General features: G+C 59.3%; 13 protein-coding genes. 6 read left to right on the top strand and 7 right to left on the bottom strand.

The window, feature by feature from the left end; translation table 11 throughout:
• Nucleotide 1 precedes the first annotated feature (1 nt).
• From ACZZ0G_RS13615 to ACZZ0G_RS13600, 4 genes are all read right to left on the bottom strand, one after another.
• Nucleotides 2-1,012, bottom strand: coding sequence for a class 1 fructose-bisphosphatase (locus ACZZ0G_RS13615; RefSeq protein WP_007909265.1), 1,011 nt, complete (start codon nucleotides 1,010-1,012; stop codon nucleotides 2-4).
• Between the two features lie 327 nt (nucleotides 1,013-1,339).
• On the bottom strand, nucleotides 1,340-2,704 hold the full coding sequence (locus ACZZ0G_RS13610; protein ID WP_463556468.1) for a DUF3999 domain-containing protein: 1,365 nt from the start codon (nucleotides 2,702-2,704) through the stop codon (nucleotides 1,340-1,342).
• Nucleotides 2,701-6,285 carry a DUF2339 domain-containing protein gene (locus ACZZ0G_RS13605; RefSeq protein WP_463556467.1) on the bottom strand — a complete coding sequence of 1,195 codons (3,585 nt, stop codon included), beginning with the start codon at nucleotides 6,283-6,285 and terminating at the stop codon, nucleotides 2,701-2,703. Before ACZZ0G_RS13605 ends, ACZZ0G_RS13610 begins: the two co-directional genes overlap by 4 nt.
• A 254-nt stretch (nucleotides 6,286-6,539) precedes the next feature.
• Nucleotides 6,540-8,990 (bottom strand): glycogen/starch/alpha-glucan phosphorylase, encoded by a 2,451-nt coding sequence (locus ACZZ0G_RS13600; protein ID WP_463556466.1) that lies wholly within the window; start codon nucleotides 8,988-8,990, stop codon nucleotides 6,540-6,542.
• Nucleotides 8,991-9,250: 260 nt separating this feature from the next.
• On the opposite strand from ACZZ0G_RS13600, the gene ACZZ0G_RS13595 reads away from it, so the two are divergent.
• A complete protein-coding gene (locus ACZZ0G_RS13595; RefSeq protein WP_008080573.1) occupies nucleotides 9,251-9,688 on the top strand; it encodes a YkgJ family cysteine cluster protein in 438 nt (145 codons plus the stop codon).
• A gap of 309 nt (nucleotides 9,689-9,997) precedes the next feature.
• Here the strand turns inward: ACZZ0G_RS13595 and typA are convergent, their stop codons facing one another.
• Nucleotides 9,998-11,818 carry a translational GTPase TypA gene (typA, locus tag ACZZ0G_RS13590; protein ID WP_038359982.1) on the bottom strand — a complete coding sequence of 607 codons (1,821 nt, stop codon included), beginning with the start codon at nucleotides 11,816-11,818 and terminating at the stop codon, nucleotides 9,998-10,000.
• 139 nt (nucleotides 11,819-11,957) lie between these two features.
• Nucleotides 11,958-13,412, bottom strand: coding sequence for a tRNA uracil 4-sulfurtransferase ThiI (gene thiI / locus ACZZ0G_RS13585; RefSeq protein WP_463556465.1), 1,455 nt, complete (start codon nucleotides 13,410-13,412; stop codon nucleotides 11,958-11,960).
• Nucleotides 13,413-13,740: 328 nt separating this feature from the next.
• On the opposite strand from thiI, the gene glnA reads away from it, so the two are divergent.
• The 5 genes from glnA to ntrC all read left to right on the top strand — a co-directional run bounded on the left by glnA (nucleotide 13,741) and on the right by ntrC (nucleotide 19,319).
• A complete protein-coding gene (gene glnA / locus ACZZ0G_RS13580; protein WP_007909254.1) occupies nucleotides 13,741-15,147 on the top strand; it encodes a type I glutamate--ammonia ligase in 1,407 nt (468 codons plus the stop codon).
• Between the two features lie 289 nt (nucleotides 15,148-15,436).
• The gene (locus ACZZ0G_RS13575) at nucleotides 15,437-15,949 is read left to right on the top strand and encodes a DUF4124 domain-containing protein (protein ID WP_463556464.1); all 513 of its coding nucleotides are present in this window, start codon (nucleotides 15,437-15,439) and stop codon (nucleotides 15,947-15,949) included.
• Nucleotides 15,946-16,569: a DUF4124 domain-containing protein gene (locus ACZZ0G_RS13570; RefSeq protein ID WP_463556463.1), complete on the top strand. Its 624-nt coding sequence runs from the start codon at nucleotides 15,946-15,948 to the stop codon at nucleotides 16,567-16,569. The genes ACZZ0G_RS13575 and ACZZ0G_RS13570 overlap by 4 nt, the downstream gene beginning before the upstream one ends.
• Nucleotides 16,570-16,800: 231 nt before the next feature.
• Complete coding sequence (gene glnL, locus ACZZ0G_RS13565) at nucleotides 16,801-17,886, top strand: nitrogen regulation protein NR(II) (RefSeq protein ID WP_007909240.1); 1,086 nt, start codon at nucleotides 16,801-16,803, stop codon at nucleotides 17,884-17,886.
• A complete protein-coding gene (gene ntrC / locus ACZZ0G_RS13560) occupies nucleotides 17,883-19,319 on the top strand; it encodes a nitrogen regulation protein NR(I) (protein WP_007909238.1) in 1,437 nt (478 codons plus the stop codon). Before glnL ends, ntrC begins: the two co-directional genes overlap by 4 nt.
• 94 nt (nucleotides 19,320-19,413) lie before the next feature.
• Here the strand turns inward: ntrC and ACZZ0G_RS13555 are convergent, their stop codons facing one another.
• Nucleotides 19,414-20,559 carry an integrase core domain-containing protein gene (locus ACZZ0G_RS13555; RefSeq protein WP_463556462.1) on the bottom strand — a complete coding sequence of 382 codons (1,146 nt, stop codon included), beginning with the start codon at nucleotides 20,557-20,559 and terminating at the stop codon, nucleotides 19,414-19,416.
• Nucleotides 20,560-21,055 lie beyond the last annotated feature (496 nt).

The following is a 21,055-nucleotide window of genomic DNA, read 5'->3' as shown; positions in this document are numbered from 1 at the left end:
TTTATTCCTTGTGGTAGGCCGTAGCGCGTGCGACTTCTTCTTTCGAGCCGAGGAACACCGCTACGCGCTGGTGCAGGCCTTCTGGCTGAATGTCGAGGATGCGCTGGTGACCGTCGGTGGACGCGCCGCCCGCTTGTTCCACCAGGAACGACATCGGGTTGGCTTCGTACATCAGACGCAGTTTACCTGGCTTGGACGGCTCACGGCTGTCGCGCGGGTACATGAACAGACCGCCACGGGTCAGGATGCGGTGTACGTCGGCAACCATCGCCGCGACCCAACGCATGTTGTAGTTCTTTTTCAGCGGACCTTCTTCACCGGCCAGCAGCTCGCCAACGTAGCGCTGTACCGGAGCTTCCCAGTGACGCTGGTTGGACATGTTGATGGCAAATTCCTGGGTCGATTCAGGAATGGTGATGTCTTCGTGAGTCAGCACGAAGCTGCCCATTTCGCGGTCCAGTGTGAAGCCTTTGACGCCGTCGCCCAGGGTCAGTACCAGCATGGTTTGCGGGCCGTAGATTGCGTAACCGGCGGCAACTTGCTGAGTGCCTGGCTGCAGGAACGCTTTCTCGTTCAGCGGCTCGTTCTGGCTCAGGTATTCGTTCGGGCAACGCAGTACCGAGAAGATGGTGCCAACCGGGGCGTTGATGTCGATGTTCGACGAGCCGTCCAGTGGGTCGAATACCAGCAGGTACGCGCCTTTCGGGTATTTGCCCGGGATCTGGTAGGCGTTGTCCATTTCTTCGGACGCCATGCCGGCCAGGTGACCGCCCCATTCGTTGGCTTCGAGCAGGATCTCGTTGGAGATCACGTCGAGTTTCTTCTGCACTTCGCCTTGGACGTTTTCAGTGCCCATGCTGCCCAGAACACCACCCAGGGCGCCTTTGGACACGGCGTGGCTGATCTCCTTGCAGGCACGCGCCACCACTTCGATCAGGAAACGCAGATCGGCAGGAGTGTTATTGCTGCGGGTCTGCTCAATCAAATAGCGACTCAGGGTAACGCGGGACATGGACGGCTCCGGTGGAATGGGGGGCTAAAAACCCGCGCAGTTTACAGGGAGTCTGAAAACGTAGCGAGCGAAGACGCCCGGTAACGTGCGTTGGGGTGTAATTGCCTGCATGAGACGTGATTGTCGGTGGAGAGTTCAGGTAGCGGGTTTAGCGTAGTTGGAAATCCGACGAAGGCTGATCCGTTTGGGGTATGTATTGATTGAGAGACCGCTTTCGCGAGCAGGCTCGCTCCCACAGGGGATTTGAGTGAACACACAACTGGCGTCCACTGAAGATCCACTGTGGGAGCGAGCCTGCTCGCGAATGGCGCGCAGCGACAGCCATTCTCAGGTATTGGAAGGAGGCTTGCGCAACAAGCTGAACGCCATCGCCCCAAGAAAAACCACACTCAGCAACAACACCGCCCACAACCCGATCTTCTTCCAATTGGTCTCGGCCACCGCCGCCGTAGTAGCCCCAGAAGTCTGCGTAACAACCGTCTCACCTTGAACCGAAGCCTTACCCAACGCCGCCAGCTTCTCCGGTTTGAAATCCGGAATCAGCGTCGCCAACGGCAGATTCGCCGTTTTTACACTCGGATTACCCAGCGCCAGACTGTACGGCCCCTCCCCGCGCGCGAGGAAGATCACCTGCGTCGCCCGCACCGCATATTTCAGACTCGGCGCCTGCTCACCCAACCCACCGCCGCGCTCGTCGACGCTCAGTTTCAATTGCTGCACGGTTTGCCCGTAGAGTTGCAGTTCGTTCTGCAGCACATCCTGATTATTCTGGGTCAGGCGATAGAGCAAACCGCTGCTCAGCGTCTGCCACGGCAAACTGCTTTCACGGCGGCCGGCCAGCGTCACCGGCGCCAGACTGTTCGGCTGTTTCAGCTCAACCTGCACCCGCTCGACATTCAGCCCCATCGGCAATTGCCAGGTGTACTCCCCGGCCTTGGCGCTGCTGCCGGCCAAGGCCTGCGACCAGACCAACGGCAGCGGCACATTGCGCGGATCACTGCTTTTCAGTTGTGCCGCCGTCAGGATCGGCGCCGAGTTCGGCGACTCCCACAACAGCCGTACATAACGCGCCGATTGTCCCGGCAGCGTCACTTCGTGCTGCTCGATACGCTCATCGGAAAAGGTCAGTCGTGCGACCTGACCTTCGCCCCACGGCTGCCAGTGCTGCAAGTCGTCGCTGGCTTCGATGCTGAAACGCTGGAAGCCGTCGCGCTCGCTGGTCCAGTCAAGGATCAACTGCTGCAGCGGCGCCTTGATCGCGCTGGCATCCAGCAGCCAGCCGCGCAGCACTTCTTCACCCGCCTCCAACTGACTGGACGGCTGCACTTCGACCAGCGTGCCGTTGGTGGTCGATTGCACACGCACGTTCGGCGCTCGTTCGCTGGCGTCGGCGGCGTTGTACAGCGGGAACCACTTCACCTCATGCAACTTACCGTCGTCGCGGGTTTGCGCCGACTCGCGCGCCAAGGCGTAAGCCTGCGGTTCGCCGGCGGCGTTGAACACACGCAGATCACTGAGATCGGTCTGGCGCGCCTGCAATTGCACGCTCAGCGGCAACTCGAGGCGATACCACGGGCCGTTGCCACTGACCGCCAGCGGCACTTGCGTGGCGAAGTCCGCCGGTTTTTCCTGAGCGCCGGCCACCATCACCACGCCCAACGCCAACCAACCCAGATTCAGCATGCGACTCAAGATGAAACTCCTTCGGTGTCCGGGGCCGGTTTGTCCGCCGCCAGGTCAGCATCGACGCGTTTGGGCGGCAGCGGCGCGAAATAGCCGACCACCAGCAGCAACACGCCGACGCCGATAAACGAGACGATCCGGGCGAGGCCGCCACGGTTGCTCAGTTCGACAAAAATCAGTTTGGCCACCACCAGCGCAATCAGCGCCGCGCCGATCAGCCACACTTCGCGGCGATGACGCAGATGCCCGCCGATCATCAGGCCGAGCGCCATCAGCGTCCAGACGATCGACAGCCCGGCCTGCACCAGCATCGAAGCGAGCAGCGTATCCAGCTCGAATGGGATCCCGGCCCAATGGTGCGCGGCGCGGGTCACCAGCGCGGTGCAGAAAGCGAACAGCGAAACCCCAGCGATCAATTGCGTGGCGTAATCGGCGTAGTCCTGACGGATCGACAACTGCGAAATCGCACTGCGCGACCACACATAAACGCCAAACAAAGCGAACAGCAGGCCCAACTCCAGCGGGTTGAGCAGCGGCACGTACGGCAACGGTTGGGCATTGCCATCGCTGACGCCATTCGCCAGCCAGAACCACGCGAGCATCAGCACCGCCAACGGTGCGGCGGCATACAAGCGGTATTCGCGAGGGAATGCCACCACCGGCCACGGCCAGTTGCGCGGTGCCGCCGCCAGCAGCAAATACAGGCTCGGCAGAATCGCCCAGCCCAGCCAGCGCCAGGCGTTGTATTGCTCGGACAACAGCAGCAGGCCGAAACGCAGTTCCAGTGCCAGCACGCCGATCAGCAGCCAGCAGCCGAGCACATGCGCGGTGCTCAAGGCTCGCGTTGGCAGCATCGGCGCCAAACGTCGAAGGCTGAAGAAATGCACGGCAAACAGCGCCGTCCACGCCAGCCAACCGAAATCGGCCGCCGGGTGATAACGCGAATGCCACGCAGCGAGCAACACCAGCCCCGCCGCCGGAATCAGCAAGGTGCACAGCAAACCCAGCGCCGGCCATTTCAACCGCGATGACAACAGTGTCCACAACGCCACACTGACGGCGGCAACCAACAGCAACAACGTGGCCTGCAGATTCGGCGCAGCAAATCGCAGCACCTCACTGACCCACGCCAACGCCCACCAACCGGCGCCCCACACCAGCAACACTTCGGACAAGCGCTGCAAACTCAACGCATCAAATGCCGTGGCGTGATTGCCCAGTTGCAGACGCCAGGCACCGATCATCGCCGCCAGCCCCAGCACCAGCGGCGTCCAGAATCCGCCATGGGCCAACGGTTTCAAACCTTCGCTGGACAGCGGCCCAAGCAACTCGGGACCGGCCAGCAAAAACGCCGCGCCGCCGATCACCTGCAACAGCAAACCGAAGACAAAACTCACACGCTGCTTGAGGTACAGGCTCAGCCAGATGATCAGCAAACCACTCGTGGCCCACACCGCACTCGCCGTTTGCCACGGCAGCACAAACAGCACGGCCAGATTGATCAGCACCAGACCGGCCAGTAATACCACCGACAGACCGTGCAACAGGCGCACATCGCTGCGCACCATGTCATCGCGAGCCGCCACCAGCATGCCGGCGATCAATGCCAGACCGATCAACGACGCACTAAGCAAACCGCTCCAACCGGCGCTGAACACCGCAGCGGAATCTTCCCCTGCACCTTGCAGACGCAACAGAAACAACGCGCCACCGAGCAACTGCACAGCAAACGCAGAGAACAGGAACGTACGCGATTGAATCCGCAGACCGACAAACAGAGTCGCCAACCCGGCCAGCGCCCAACTGATCGCCGTGCCCTGCACGAAGAAAAACAGCGGCGCCAGCAGATAGAGGAAAGTCAGGCCCAGAGCTGCCAGCACTGGCAGGCCCTGGCGTTCCCAAGGCGATGCCTGTTCCGGCGAGGCCTTGCGCAGTTGATAGAAACTGAACAGCAACGCGATGCCGAGCATCAACGCACCTAGCGGCGCACCGTCGAGCAGACTGCTTTCGCCAGCGCGCAACTGACTAAGGAAGGCCAACGCGGAACCCAGTTGCAGCAGCAACGCAAAGGCCCGGGCGAACGGTCGATGCTGACGCAGACCGAGCCAGAAAATCCCCGCACCTTCCACCGCCCAGGCTGCCGAGGTCCAACGCGCATCGAGTCCCAGCGGAATGGCCAGACTGGCAAAAATCACTCCGAGCGCCAGACAGGTTTCACCCAGCAGCACCGCGCGGCCGCCCATCAATACCTTGGCCAACGCCATGTAGATCATGCCCAGGGCCAGCGCACTGAACGCTGCGGCAAATTCCAGATGCTGTACCAGCGCGAACTGCAAACCGAAGCCAATAATCGGTGGGCCGAATAACATGGTGCCGTCGACGTAATCGCCCTTGCGCGCCGACCAGTGCAGCAACGCGTCGCGGTCGCCGTCCGCCGGGGCATCGGGCATGTCGAGCAATTTGCGCCGGGCAAATAACAGGCCGATGGCGAGGTACATCAGGAAGAACAGAATCAGGAACGGCTCGGTGCTCCACAATAGCTCTGGCGCATACGAACGAAGACCCCACGCGAAGCCAATACCAAAGGTGCCGACGAAGCCGATCAGGTTGAGCAAGCGCCAGGCCTTGAACCAGGCGATGGCGAGAATCCCGGCGTTGAGCAGCGCGAAATAACTGAACAGCGCGACGTGGTTGCCGGCGCCGGTCGAAGTCAGGATCGGCGCGGCGAAACCACCCAATGCTGCCGCAGCCGCCAATCCCAACGCATCCTGTGTAATCGCCAGAATCGCCGAGAACACTGTCACTGCAACCAGCAAACCGAGCGCGGCGGAAGGATCGAGTAGCGGATGCAGACGCATCGCCGCAAACACCGTCAGGTACAGCACCGCAATCCCCGTGCCTTGCAGCATCAAGGCGTAATTGCTGTTGCGCCGGCGCAGCCACCAACCGAGCGCGAGCAAACCCAGCGCGGCGGCCGCGACACCGGCGTAGCGCAACTCGATCGGCACGACCATGCCTTCAGTGGCGTAGCGCAACAGGAATGCCAGACCGAAAAACAGCAAAACCACGCCGACCCGCAGCACGGTGTTGCCGCCAAACAGCCAATTGCGCGCAGCACTTATGCCGCGCTCGATGAGGTTCGGACCACGGGGTTCGGCAGGTTTTTGCGGTTCGGGCGTGACGGCGTCAAGGCGCCAGACATCGACGGGCAGCGGTTGACTGGTTTCGCTGGCGACGGCGGAAATCGGTTGGAGTTCGGGCGGCAGCTCCCACACCAGTTCTGGCGCTGGAGCTTCTTCGACGACTTTAACGGGTTCTACAACGGGTTCGCTGACAGGCGCTGCGCTCGGTGGCGGCGCGGCATGAACCGGCGCACCTTCCAGCAAAAACAGACGCTGTTCAACGCCCTGCAAGGCAATCTTTGCTTGCTCAAGTTGATGTTGTTGCTGCGTCGTCTGCGCACCCAGCCGCGCAATGCGAATCGTCTGTCCGATCACCAGCCCCAGCAATGCGCCCAACAGCGCGTCACTGAACGACTCGTCGAGCAGCCAGCCGAGCACCAGCCCGATCAACATGAACATCCATTGCATGGTCGATATCCCTAAGCAGCCCCAAGACAGGGCAAGTCCGGCGATTGCTTCAGTCTAGGCACAAACCCAGTGGGAGCGAGCCAGCTCGCGAAAGCGGTTTGTCAGCCAACATTTCTGTTTAACATGACAACCGCTTCGCGAGCAGGCTCGCTCCCACATTGGATCGGTGGTGACTGGAGCATCCGGTAACCGGCGCTCAGTATATCGATCCGGCCCAACAAACGTTGGGCCTTGCGCACATTTGTAGTGGAAAGTTACTCCAGCGCTTTCCAGATATCCGTGGCGTACTCGCGAATCGTCCGGTCCGAGGAGAACCAGCCCATCCGCGCCGTGTTCAGCACCGCTGAACGCCACCAGTTATTCGAATCATGCCAATGCGCTTCGACACGTTTCTGCGCTTCCCAATACGAGTCGAAATCGGCACAGACCAGGAAGCGGTCGTAATCCACCAGCGAGTCGATCAACCCGGTATAGCGCGAGGTGTCATCCGGCGAGAACACCCCGCCGCGAATCGCTTGCAGCACATCGTTCAGACGATGGGAGGCGGCGATGTCGGGCAAGGCACTGAACTCATGATTCTGTTTACGCGCTTCAACCTGCTGCGCACTGAGACCGAAGATGAACATGTGCTCGGCACCGATGCGCTCGCACATTTCCACATTGGCGCCGTCCAGCGTGCCGATGGTCAGTGCGCCATTAAGGCCGAACTTCATGTTACTGGTGCCCGACGCCTCGAACCCGGCGGTGGAAATCTGCTCGGACAAGTCCGCTGCGGGAATGATGCTTTCCGCCAGGCTGACGTTGTAGTTGGGCAGAAACACCACTTTCAGCAGGCCACGCACGGTCGGGTCGTTGTTCACCACCCGGGCGATATCGTTGGTCAGCTTGATGATCAGTTTGGCCTGGTGATAACTCGCCGCCGCTTTACCGGCGAAGATTTTCACTCGCGGCACCCAGTCGACTTCCGGCTCGGCGCGAATCGCCTGATACAGCGCCACGGTGTGCAGCAGGTTGAGCAACTGGCGTTTGTATTCATGGATCCGTTTGACCTGCACGTCGAACATCGCCGCCGGGTTGACCGCGATGCCCAAGCGTTCATGAATCAGATAGGCCAAGGCTTTTTTGCTGTGCAGGCGTTGTTCGGCGAAGGCTTTGCGGAACGCGGGCTTCTCGGCGAACGGTTCAAGATCGAGCAAGCGCTCCTCCGCGTTATCCAGCAGATCCGGGCCCAATGCGTCGACCAGCATCGAAGTCAGTTCCGAGTTGGCCTGATACAGCCAGCGACGGAAAGTAATGCCGTTGGTTTTGTTGTTGATCCGCTCCGGGTAGAGCTTGTGCAGTTCGGCGAACACGGTTTTACGCATCAGCTGCGTGTGCAGTCCGGATACACCGTTGACGCTGTGCGAACCGAGGAACGCGAGGTTGCCCATGCGCACGCGGCGACCGTTGTCTTCTTCGATCAGCGACACGGCGCGGAGCACGTCGAAATCGTGAATGCCTTTGGCCCGCAGCGAATCGATGTGCTGGGCGTTGATCAGGTAAATGATCTGCATGTGCCGTGGCAGCATGCGTTCCATCAGGCCCACCGGCCAGGTTTCCAGCGCTTCCGGCAACAACGTGTGGTTGGTGTACGACAGCGTATCGACCGTCACTTGCCACGCCGCGTCCCACGCCACGTCGTAGACGTCGACCAGTTGTCGCATCAGTTCGGCGACGGCAATCGAAGGGTGGGTGTCGTTGAGCTGGATCGCCGCGTGATCGCCCAGCGTCAGCACTGAGGTGTGCATGTTGCGATGGCGACGCAGCAGATCCTGCAGCGAAGCGGCGACGAAGAAGTATTCCTGGCGCAGGCGCAGCTCCTGCCCTGCTTCAGTGCTGTCCGCCGGGTAAAGCACGCGGGAGATACTTTCGGCGCGGGCCACTTCGGCGACGGCGCCCAAGTGGTCACCGGCGTTGAAGCGCTCCAGGTGCAAATCTTCCATGGCGCGGGCACGCCACAGGCGCAAAGTGTTAACGCTCGCCCCGCGCCAGCCAACCACGGGCGTGTCGTAAGCAATCGCGCGGACGGTTTCTGCCGGCGACCAGACTTGCTTGGATTTACCAGAGACATCGGTGACGGTTTCGACGCTGCCGCCGAAGCCGATGGTGTAGACGACTTCTGGCCGTTCGAACTCCCACGGGTTACCGAAATCCAGCCAGTGCTCGGTCTGCTCCTGCTGCCAGCCGTCGACGATGGCCTGGCGGAACAAGCCGTGCTCATAGCGAATGCCGTAGCCGTGACCGGCGATGCCGAGGGTCGACATGCTTTCCATGAAGCACGCCGCCAGACGCCCGAGGCCGCCGTTACCGAGCGCCGCATCGGGTTCCAGTAAACGGATGCGTTCCAGATCGACACCGAGTTCGGTCAACGCTTCACGGGCGACGTCGAGCAAGCCGAGGTTGCTCAGGCTGTCGTAGAGCAAGCGGCCGATAAGGAATTCCAGCGAGAGGTAATACACCCTTTTCTGGCCTTTGCGGTAGATCTGCCGGGTGTGGTCCATCCAGTGTTCGACCATGTGATCACGCGCAGCCAACGCGATGGCTTCGAACCAGTCATGGTCGAAGGCGTGATCGGGGTCTTTGCCCACCGCATAGGTGAGTTTGGTCAAGACGGCGTCGCGGAATGCGGCCACCTCTGCTTCGCGAACTAGTGGTTCTTGAGTCATCGATAGGACCTCGAGCGAGCGGGGAATTGTCTGAGCCTAGACGGTCTGACCGACGGTAGCGGCTCTGGTTCGGCAGTTTTTCCCGAGACTGTGAGATAGCCCGGCATTACCTTGGCAAGTGAGCTAATGAATGCAGGGGCCGTGCCGAATTGTCCGGCAATGTGCCTGTATGCAGAAAAAATCTGGCGAAAGGTTGTTCAAAAATCCACCAGTCCCGGTATGATCGCGCGCCCTGATGCACACACGCCTGGTAACTCCCGATGATGAAGCCCAACCTGATTGCCGCCGCCGAGATCGATCGTCTCGATACGTGGGCAAAATACTCAGCCCCGATGTGCGGTTCCTGCATATCCAGCTGCTGCACGCTGCCGGTTGAGGTGAAGATCAAGGATCTGGTGCGCATCGGCGTAGTCGACGAGTTCGAACTGGGCGACCCGCCGAAGAACATCGCCAAGCGTTTGCAAAAGGAAGGTCTGGTCGAGCGCTTCAACCAGAAGTCCGGCATCTTCACCCTGCAGCGCATGAGCAACAACGATTGCTACTACCTGGATCGTAAGAGCCGCCTGTGCACCATTTATGACAAGCGCCCGGATACCTGCCGCAATCACCCGAAGATCGGGCCACGGCCGGGGTATTGCGCTTACAAGCCGAAGGAAGTGGTGCGCGAGCAGAATTTCCGCGCAATTGAGAAGTTTTAAAAGCTTACCCCCAGCCCTCTCCCCGAGGGAGAGGGGGCCGACCGAGGTGTCTGGCGCCATACACCGACCTGAAAAAACCAGTCGATTATGGATTCGATAAAGCTCGACCACATCGATTGTGGATTCAGCAGAATTCTTTCAAGTCGGTGCATCTCACGAATATCCCCCATTCAGTCCCCTCTCCCTCCGGGAGAGGGCTAGGGTGAGGGGCTCTTGATCTTCAAGACCTAACCTGCATTTCCCCCAGACAAACAAAAACGCCCCCGGTCTCTCGACCGGGGGCGTTTTCATTCAGCCTGAACTAATGACTCAGTTCTTGGCTTTCTTGGCAGCGCGGGTACGCTCGCTTTCGTCCAGGATCTTCTTGCGAAGACGGATGGACTTAGGAGTGACTTCGCACAGCTCGTCTTCCTGGATGTATTCCAGAGCCTGTTCCAGGGTGAAGCGAACAGGTGGTACCAGAGCGATGGTTTCGTCTTTACCCGAAGCACGCATGTTGTCGAGCTTCTTGCCTTTGGTTGGGTTTACACCCAGGTCGTTGTCACGGCTGTTCTGACCAACGATTTGACCGTTGTAGATCTCTTGGCCGTGTTCTACGAACAGCTTGCCACGAGCCTGCAGGGTTTCCAGCGAGTAGGTCAGTGCCTTGCCGGTTTCAACCGAAACCAGAACGCCGTTCTGACGGCCGGACATGTGGCCCGACTTGACGGTGTCGTAACGATCGAAGATCGAGGTCAGGATGCCAGCACCGTTGGTCAGGGTCAGGAACTGGTTACGGAAACCGATCAGACCGCGAGCAGGGATGTTGTATTCCAGACGAACACGGCCCTTGCCATCCGGCACCATGTTGCTCAGGTCGCCTTTACGCAGACCCATCTCTTCCATGACCTTGCCCTGAGCTTCTTCAGGGATGTCGATGGTCACGTTTTCGAACGGCTCTTGCTTGACGCCGTCGACTTCACGAATGATCACTTCCGGACGACCCAGAGCGATTTCGAAGCCTTCGCGACGCATGGTTTCGATCAGTACCGAGAGGTGCAGCTCACCACGGCCGGAAACCTTGAACTTGTCAGCGGTGTCGCCTTCTTCAACGCGCAGGGCAACGTTGTACAGCAGCTCTTTGTCCAGACGGTCCTTGATGTTACGGGACGTCACGAACTTGCCTTCTTTACCGCAGAATGGCGAGTCGTTTACCTGGAAGGTCATCGAAACGGTTGGCTCGTCAACGGTCAGAGGCTTCATCGCCTCGACGGTATCCGGGTGGCACAGGGTGTCGGAGATGAACAGCGAGTCCATACCGCTGATGCAGACGATGTCGCCGGCTGCAGCTTCTTCAACGTCGATGCGGTGCAGACCGTGGTGACCCATCAGTTTCAGGATACGGCCGTTGCGGCGCTTGCCGTCAGCACCGATAGCCACAACCGGGGTGTTCGGCTTGACGCGGCCACGAGCGATACGGCCAACGCCGATAACACCCAGGAAGCTGTTGTAGTCCAGAGCGGAGATCTGCATCTGGAACGCACCGTCACGGTCAACGGCCGGAGGCGGAACGTGGTCGACGACCGCTTGGTACAGCGGAGTCATGTCTTCCGCCATGGCGGTGTGATCCAGACCGGCAATACCGTTCAGGGCCGAAGCGTAAACAACCTGGAAGTCCAGTTGTTCTTCGGTTGCACCGAGGTTGTCGAACAGGTCGAAGATCTGGTCCAGAACCCAGTCCGGACGCGCGCCTGGACGGTCAACCTTGTTGATCACCACGATTGGACGCAGGCCGGCTTCGAAAGCCTTTTTGGTCACGAAACGGGTTTGCGGCATAGGGCCGTCTTGAGCGTCAACCAGCAGCAGAACGGAGTCAACCATCGACATTACGCGTTCAACTTCGCCGCCGAAGTCGGCGTGGCCCGGGGTGTCCACGATGTTGATGTGGTAGCCGTTCCAGTTGATGGCGGTGTTTTTCGCCAGAATGGTAATACCGCGCTCTTTTTCCTGGTCGTTGGAGTCCATCACGCGCTCGTCGTTGAGCTCGTTGCGCTCCAGAGTGCCGGATTGACGCAGGAGTTTGTCTACCAGGGTGGTTTTACCATGGTCAACGTGGGCAATGATGGCGATGTTGCGTAGATTTTCGATCACTTGTGTATCTCGATCAGAGGATTCGGTTTGCTGACAAGTCTTGGCAGCGATTAGCAGTAGTGTCCGGCATGGCCGTTACAGCTTGACGGCGGTGTCGGGGGGCCGGTGACGCAGGCCACAGGCAAACAGCCCCGGGCACTTAGCTCGGTCGATAAACGCGCACATTGGCATGCCCCTCACTGAGCAAATGGTGAGCATGCAGGCGACTCATCACGCCTTTGTCGCAATACAGCAGGTACTGGCGAGTCGGATCCAGCTCCTTGAAACGAGCGTTCACTGCGTAGAACGGCATCGTCTGTACTTCTACGCCAGCGAGTTCCAGCGGCTCATCCTCGGCGGCATCCGGGTGACGGATGTCGATCACGATCTGGCCGGCCAGTGCTTCGCTGACTTCTTCAATCTGTATGTCCTGGCCCAATTCGTCGATCACCCGATCGATCGGCACCAGTTTGGCGTTTTCGAGCGCACGCTCGAGGACCGCCATGTCGAATTCTTTCTCTTCGTGCTCAACGCGACCGCGCTTGGCGGCGGTCTTCGGGTTGACCGAAATAACCCCGCAGTATTCCGGCATGTGCCGGGCGAAATCAGCAGTGCCGATCTCGTTGGCGGTGTCGATGATGTCCTGCTTGTGCGCTACGATCAGCGGACGCAGGACCAGCTTGTCGGTCACGCAGTCAATCACCGACAGGTTCGGCAGCGTCTGGCTCGACACCTGGGAGATCGCTTCGCCAGTGACCAGCGCTTCGATGTGCAGGCGGTCGGCGATGTTCGACGCCGCGCGCAACATCATACGCTTCAATACAACGCCCATATGACTGTTATCGACTTTGCCGAGAATTTCGCCCAGAACTTCTTCGAACGGAACACTGACAAATAGCACGCGTTGCGAGCTGCCGTACTTCTTCCAGATGAAATGCGCGACTTCCATCACGCCCAATTCGTGGGCACGACCGCCCAGATTGAAGAAGCAGAAGTGCGTCATCAGGCCGCGACGAATGATCTGGTAGGCCGCAACGGTCGAGTCAAAGCCGCCGGACATCAATACCAGCGTCTGCTCCAACGCACCCAGCGGATAACCGCCGATGCCGTTGTGCTGGCTGTGAATCACAAACAACCGTTTGTCGCGAACTTCGATGCGCACTTCGATTTCCGGCGCTTTCAGGTCGATGCCGGCGGCACCGCACTCACGGCGCAGCTTGCTGCCGACGTATTTTTCAACGTCCATCGAGCTGAAGGTGTGCTTGCCGGCACGCTTGCAGCGCACCGAAAAAATCTTCCCGGCCAGTGCAGCGCCATAGTGCTCTTTGCACTTCTCGGTGATGTCGTCGAAGTCGCCCAGAGGGTACTCGTCGATCTGCAAAAAGTGCGCGATGCCCGGCATGCAGGTCAGGCGCTCACCCATCTCTTTCAAGGCTTTGGCGTCGGTAATGCGGGTTTCCAGCTCGAGATTGTCCCACACACCGTTCACCACCACGGCCGGGTCCAGGTCGCGGAGCACGGTGCGGATGTTCTTGGCCAACTGGCGGATGAACTTCGTCCGGACAGGTCGGCTTTTGATGGTGATCTCGGGGAAGACTTTTACGATTAGTTTCATGAAAACAGCGCGCGAACGGCCAGCCGAAAAAGGGGGGCGCGGATTATAGCGGAAATTGCTCAAGGTTTAACCAGTTAATGTGCAGAAGGTTTTGCATGCACCAAAACAGGTCATTTTCGATTTATAACGCTACATTAGAGGGCGAGATTTTCCACTTTCAGGCGCGTAGCACCTTAATAAGCGTGAAATTGGGGCAAAAAACCCATGCTGGGGCACTGGCATGCAATTTGCTCCCTTGTGAGGCAGGTTGCCTTGGCAGAGTATTCGCGCCGGCATCAACCAAATTCAAGGGCATCCACTACCAAGCCCGAAGCCACCCGGAGGACATATGTCGAAGACGGTTCAACTCATCAAAGATCATGACGTCAAGTGGATTGATCTGCGCTTCACGGACACCAAAGGCACTCAGCACCACGTGACCATGCCGGCTCGCGATGCGCTGGATGAAGACTTCTTCGAAGTCGGCAAGATGTTCGACGGTTCCTCCATCGCTGGCTGGAAAGGCATCGAAGCCTCCGACATGATCCTGATGCCGGTTGACGAAACTGCCGTTCTCGACCCGTTCACCGAAGACGCCACCCTGATTCTGGTGTGCGACATCATCGAACCTTCGAGCATGCAAGGCTACGACCGCGACCCACGTGCGATCGCCAAGCGTGCCGAAGAACACCTGAAAGCCACCGGTATCGGTGACACTGTGTTCGCCGGTCCAGAGCCTGAGTTCTTCATCTTTGACTCGGTGAAATTCAAGTCGGACATCTCCGGCTCGATGTTCAAGATCTACTCCGAGCAAGGTTCGTGGATGTCCGACCAGGACATCGAAGGCGGCAACAAGGGTCACCGTCCAGGCGTCAAAGGCGGCTACTTCCCGGTTCCACCGTTCGACCACGACCACGAAATCCGTACCTCCATGTGCAACGCACTGGAAGAAATGGGCCTGACCGTTGAAGTTCACCACCACGAAGTGGCGACTGCCGGCCAGAACGAAATCGGCGTCAAGTTCAACACCCTGGTGAAGAAAGCCGACGAAACCCAAACCCTGAAATACGTTGTGCACAACGTTGCTGACGCTTACGGCCGCACCGCGACCTTCATGCCGAAGCCACTGTACGGCGACAACGGTTCGGGCATGCACGTACACATGTCGATCTGGAAAGACGGCAAGAACACCTTCGCCGGTGAAGGCTATGCCGGCCTGTCCGATACCGCTCTGTACTTCATCGGCGGCATCATCAAGCACGGTAAGGCCCTGAACGGCTTCACCAACCCGGCGACCAACTCCTACAAGCGTCTGGTGCCAGGCTTCGAAGCTCCGGTCATGCTGGCCTACTCGGCTCGCAACCGTTCTGCTTCGATCCGTATTCCTTACGTGTCGAGCCCGAAAGCCCGCCGTATCGAAGCCCGCTTCCCGGATCCGGCTGCCAACCCGTACCTGGCCTTCGCAGCACTGCTGATGGCCGGTCTGGACGGTATCCAGAACAAGATCCACCCAGGCGATGCTGCCGACAAAAACCTGTACGACCTGCCGCCTGAAGAGGCGAAAGAGATCCCACAAGTTTGCGGCAGCCTGAAAGAAGCCCTGGAAGAGCTGGACAAGGGCCGCGCGTTCCTGACCAAGGGCGGCGTGTTCTCCGACGACTTCATCGATGCTTACATCGCGCTGAAATCGGAAGAAGAAATCAAGGTTCGCACCTTCGTACACCCGCTGGAATATGAGCTGTACTACAGCTGCTGATCCGGTAGCGCCGCGGTAAGTGGCGTGAGTGAAAGAGGCCTCCTTCGGGAGGCCTTTTTTATTGCCCGCAATTTATGACGTGATGCTGATCGTTCCCACGCTCCGCGTGGGAATGCAGCCCGTGACGCTCCGCGTCACTGGACGCGGAGCGTCCCTTGAGGCGTTCCCACGCAGAACGTGGGAACGATCAATTGTGGTCTCTGAATGATCTCTGGATGTGTGCAGGGTTGGGCCAACCGCCGCACCTGACCTATGCTGCACCCCATCGCTTTCAATCCCGGTCGATTTCATGGGTCGCACGCTTCTCTACATTCTGCTGCTGATCGCCCTACCCGCCGTCGCGCAGATCTATAAGTACACCGACGCCAACGGCAACACGGTGTACAGCGATCATTCGCCGGACGGTGTGCAGGCGCAGCCCGTGGAGTTGCCGCCGCTCAACCGTGTCGAGCCGCAGGCGCCCAGCGCACCACCCGCGCCTGAAACCGACAACCGTGAACCTGCGCGCAATGCCTACGACATTCTCGAACTCGCCGGCCTGCCCAGCGAGGAAGCCCTGCGCGCCAATAACGGCACGTTCACCGTCCAGGTACTGATCAAGCCGCGCCTGCATCCGCCGCATCAATTAAGACTGGTTTTGGATGACGAACCCTACGGCCAGCCGAGCAACGTGCCGATCCTGCAACTGGTGAACGTTGATCGCGGCGAACACCGACTCGCCGTGCAGGTGATCGATGGGCAGACGATCATCCAGCAGAGCCCGCCAGTCCCCCTCAGCGTACAGCGAGTACACAAGCCATGATTCGCGCGTGGCTGGTCGCCGCTTTGGCCTTGATGACGCTGCAAGCCTCGGCAGAGGTCTTTACCTACGTAGATGCGCAGGGCAATCGCGTCTACACCGACCAGCCACGCGGCAACGCCAAGCGCGTACCTATCGCTACCAGCAATCGCATGTCGGCCAATCCAACGGCCGCCGCGCCGATCACCACGGCGAAGAAATCCCCAGAACAACCGCCGTTCCACTACGACATGCTGCGCATTCTGGTGCCCGAACCCGATGCCACGATTCGCAGCAGTGCAGGGGAAATCATTGTCAGCGTCACCAGCGAGCCGGGCCTGCAACGCGGTCATCGTTATCGCCTGCTACTGGACGGTCAGGCCACCGGCGAGCCCGGCCTGAGTCCAGTGTTTCCGCTGAACAATATCGACCGTGGCAGCCACAACCTTTCTGTCGAAATCCTCGACGCCGAAGGCCGTACCGTCGAACGCACAGCCAACCAGCCGTTTCACATGCTACGCATTTCCCTCGCACAGAAACGCCAAGTCAAACCCTGCGCCAAGGACGATTACGGCATCCGCCCGGAATGCCCACTGAAAGACAAACCGCCTGAGACAAAAAACCCCTTCCTGCGTTTCTTCTAACGTCGCTTAGCTTTGCGCACTATATTGGTGCAACAAGCTGCACCGTACTCACATTCCAACCCATTTTGGTTCGAAACTACCCGCGAGAGCAGGCCCTGTGCCACGCAAACGAGCGTCAAACGCCTGTTTCACGGGTTAAGCGCTTCTTTTCAGAGCCTTGGTTTGGTTTTTGCATTTTCCGTTCACCGACGCTTGCTTGTTGCGCACGCTCCGCCCCCAAAAGAGGCTCCGATGACCATTAGCGACGCAATCCACCGTTTGCTGCTCGATAACCTGACTACCGCGACGATCCTGCTCGACGCCGAATTGCGCCTCGAGTACATGAACCCGGCGGCGGAGATGCTGCTCGCCATCAGCGGGCAGCGTAGCCACGGGCAGTTCATCAGCGAGCTGTTCACCGAATCCACCGAGGCGCTCAATTCCCTGCGCCAGGCGGTGGAACAGGCGCATCCGTTTACCAAACGCGAAGCCATGCTCACCGCCCTCACCGGCCAGACGTTGACCGTGGATTATGCGGTTACGCCGATTCTCAGCAACGGCGCCACGATGTTGCTGCTGGAAGTCCACCCGCGTGACCGCTTGCTGCGGATCACCAAGGAAGAGGCGCAGCTGTCCAAACAGGAAACCAGCAAGATGCTGGTGCGCGGCCTCGCTCATGAGATCAAGAACCCACTCGGCGGCATCCGTGGCGCTGCGCAACTGCTGGCCCGCGAACTGCCGGAAGATAGCTTGCGCGATTACACCAACGTGATCATTGAAGAGGCGGACCGCCTGCGCAATCTGGTCGACCGCATGCTCGGCTCGAACAAGCTGCCGTCGCTGGCGATGTGCAACGTCCACGAAGTGCTCGAACGCGTCTGCCAACTGGTGGAAGCCGAAAGTCAGGGCTGCATCACCTTGGTGCGCGATTACGACCCAAGCATTCCTGACGTATTGATCGACCGCGAGCAAATGATTCAAGCCGTGTTGAACATCGTGCGCAACGCGATGCAGGCGATCAGCAGCCAGAACGAGCTGCGTCTGGGCCGCATCAGTCTGCGCACCCGGACCATGCGCCAGTTCACCATCGGCCACGTCCGCCATCGACTGGTGACCAAGATCGAGATCATCGACAACGGCCCCGGGATCCCGGCGGAACTTCAGGAAACCATTTTCTTTCCCATGGTCAGCGGTCGCCCGGACGGTACCGGGCTGGGCCTGGCCATTACCCAGAACATCATCAGCCAGCATCAGGGCCTGATCGAGTGTGACAGCCATCCAGGCCACACCACCTTCTCGATCTTTCTGCCACTGGAACAAGGAGCCACATCGACATGAGCCGTAGTGAAACCGTGTGGATCGTCGATGACGACCGTTCTATCCGTTGGGTTCTGGAAAAGGCCTTGCAGCAGGAAGGCATGACCACCCAGAGCTTCGACAGCGCCGATGGCGTGATGAGTCGCCTGGCCCGTCAGCAGCCGGACGTGATCATTTCCGACATTCGCATGCCGGGCGCCAGCGGTCTGGATCTGTTGGCGCGGATTCGCGAGCAGCATCCACGGTTACCGGTCATCATCATGACCGCTCACTCCGATCTGGACAGCGCTGTCGCCTCGTATCAGGGCGGCGCGTTCGAGTATTTGCCGAAGCCGTTCGACGTTGATGAGGCGGTGTCGCTGGTCAAACGTGCCAATCAGCACGCGCAAGAACAGCAAGGCCTGGAAGTGGTGCCAGCACTGACCCGCACCCCGGAAATCATCGGCGAAGCGCCGGCGATGCAGGAAGTGTTTCGCGCCATCGGGCGCTTGAGCCACTCCAACATCACCGTGCTGATCAACGGCGAATCCGGTACCGGTAAAGAACTGGTCGCCCACGCCCTGCACCGCCACAGCCCGCGCGCGGCCTCGCCGTTCATCGCGCTGAACATGGCGGCGATCCCCAAGGATCTGATGGAATCCGAGCTGTTCGGCCATGAGAAAGGCGCATTCACCGGCGCAGCCAACCTGCGTCGCGGTCGCTTCGAACAGGCTGATGGCGGCACGCTGTTCCTCGATGAAATCGGCGACATGCCGGCGGATACGCAAACGCGCCTGTTGCGCGTATTGGCCGATGGCGAGTTCTACCGCGTTGGCGGGCATGTGCCGGTCAAGGTTGATGTACGCATCATCGCCGCGACGCACCAGAATCTGGAAACCCTGGTGCACGCCGGCAAATTCCGTGAGGACTTGTTCCATCGCCTCAACGTGATTCGCATCCACATCCCGCGCCTGTCGGATCGTCGTGAAGACATCCCGACCCTGGCCAAACACTTCCTCAGCCGCGCCGCGCAGGAACTGGCTGTCGAGCCAAAACTGCTGAAAAGCGAGACCGAGGAATACCTGAAGAACCTGCCGTGGGGCGGCAACGTGCGTCAGCTGGAAAACACTTGCCGCTGGATCACCGTGATGGCGTCCGGGCGCGAAGTGCACATCAGCGACCTGCCGCCAGAACTGCTGAACCTGCCGCAGGATTCGGCGCCGGTGACCAACTGGGAGCAGGCGCTGCGTCAGTGGGCTGATCAAGCCTTGGCGCGTGGCCAGTCGAGCCTGCTCGACAGCGCGGTGCCGGCGTTTGAACGGATCATGATCGAGACGGCGCTGAAGCACACCGCCGGGCGTCGTCGTGATGCTGCCGTTTTGCTGGGTTGGGGGCGTAATACCCTAACGCGCAAGATCAAGGAATTGGGCATGAAGGTGGATGGTGGGGATGATGATGAGGGGGATGAGGGTTAACGCTTGAGAATTGTTGTGTGCTCAGGATCCATCCCCCTCACTGTAGAGACCGGTACATCCTTTACAAATTAGACCGGGGACATCGTTTACACCTTTAAAGGCTTGAAACGCGTTTGGCGCCGTTTTCAAGCCTGCCTAAACAGTGGGTGCAAAGGTACAGTTCCCAAGCGTCATCAGCCACTTCCTTCAGCGCGATGTCCTCTCCAATCAGAGCCTCTCCTAGAAAAATCAGCTGTCCTTTCCATTTAATTTCCCCATTTGACCGAACCTTGCGTACTTCAACATCGGAACCGTATTCAAACGCAGGCAAGTAACCAGGATAAGCGCGTGTCGACGGGCTATAGACAGATGCCGGCGGTTTCATGCCCAGCGCGGTGTGCGGTCGGTGGTGGTTGAAGTCTTGGATGAACTCCTGAAAAGCCAGCTGCTGGCGCACCATGTTTTCCGCCGGTGGCACTGCTGCCTTTAGCGTTCTATGCATCCGTTCATGTCGCCCATTTTGGTCGGGACGGCCAGGCGTAATCGTTTCGACATGGATTCCAAGCCTGATGAACCAAACCGATAACTTCGAAAGTCGCGCCAGACCTGTCGACGCAAAAGGAGCGCCATTGTCAGTGCGGATCACATCCGGCAGCCCATATTCTCGAAAAGCCCACTCGAAGCCTTCCCGCGTCGGCGCTCCGTGCGTACTGGGCAAGGCGCGACAGACGAATAAAAAGCGGCTCATCTGATCGGTAATGGTCAACGGGTAGCACCAATTACCGTCCTGCATTTTGAACTGCCCTTTGTAATCAGCACACCAAGTCTGGTTGGGCGCGTCGACCGGACGCAAATGTGTTGGAGCACGGGGACGCGGGGGATAGGGCCGTCGCGCCACCACCAAACCAGCTTTCTTCAACCACTCCCCGGCGGTGCTCGCGGCCGGCCATTGGATATGCGGATCGGAATCGCGCAGGCGACCAATGATCTGCTTGGGTCCCCGATCGGGATGTTCGTTTTTCTTGGCCAGCAGCGTGGCAATAATTTCGTCGGGCGTTTGATGAGGACAGTTCAACGGCTTGCGCGATTGCTCTTTCAAGCCATCTACGCCCAACGCTGCGTATCGTTCCAGCCACTTGTCGATGGTTGGACGGCTGACACCATAGCGCCGGCTTAATTGGCTCTTGGTGTAGCTGCCGCCAAGCCAGTCACTGACTAACTTCACTCGTTGATCCATTGGGGACTCTTGATTCCAGGGCATGGTCAGCACCTCCTGACCATGATTAATACCTGTAAACCATGTCCCCGGTCTCAAACGTAAAGGATGTACCCGGTCTTTACCCACCCCAGCCCTCTCCCCCAAGGGGTAGAGGGGGAAGGGAGCCGATTTATGTGATGTTCAAAATCTGAGTTCGGCTCGGTATTTCAGGTCGGTATATTTTGACCGGGCAACTCGGTCAGTCCCCTCTCCCTCTGGGAGAGGGCTAGGGTGAGGGGCCACCGTGCACCGCATCAATGCACAATGACCCGTGATCGCGCACAGCCGCATCTGCACCCTGCGTTCTGAAAACACCGACAAAACCATTATCCAAAAACACGAAAGCCCCGAACCCCGGGGCTTTCGCGTTTCTGACCAGATTTTTTGTTTCAACAAATTAAAACCTGGCACGCCCCCTGCAATACCTCTGACAGGTGATTCGATTCACCCACCCTTTCGGGGACCTTGGTACAGGCAGGCCGGGGATTCCCCCCTTTAC

The sequence above is a fragment of the Pseudomonas sp. AC169 genome, assembly GCF_979258515.1.
Note: the sequence above shows the minus strand (reverse complement) of the source record. Positions and strands in the feature narration are given on the sequence as shown.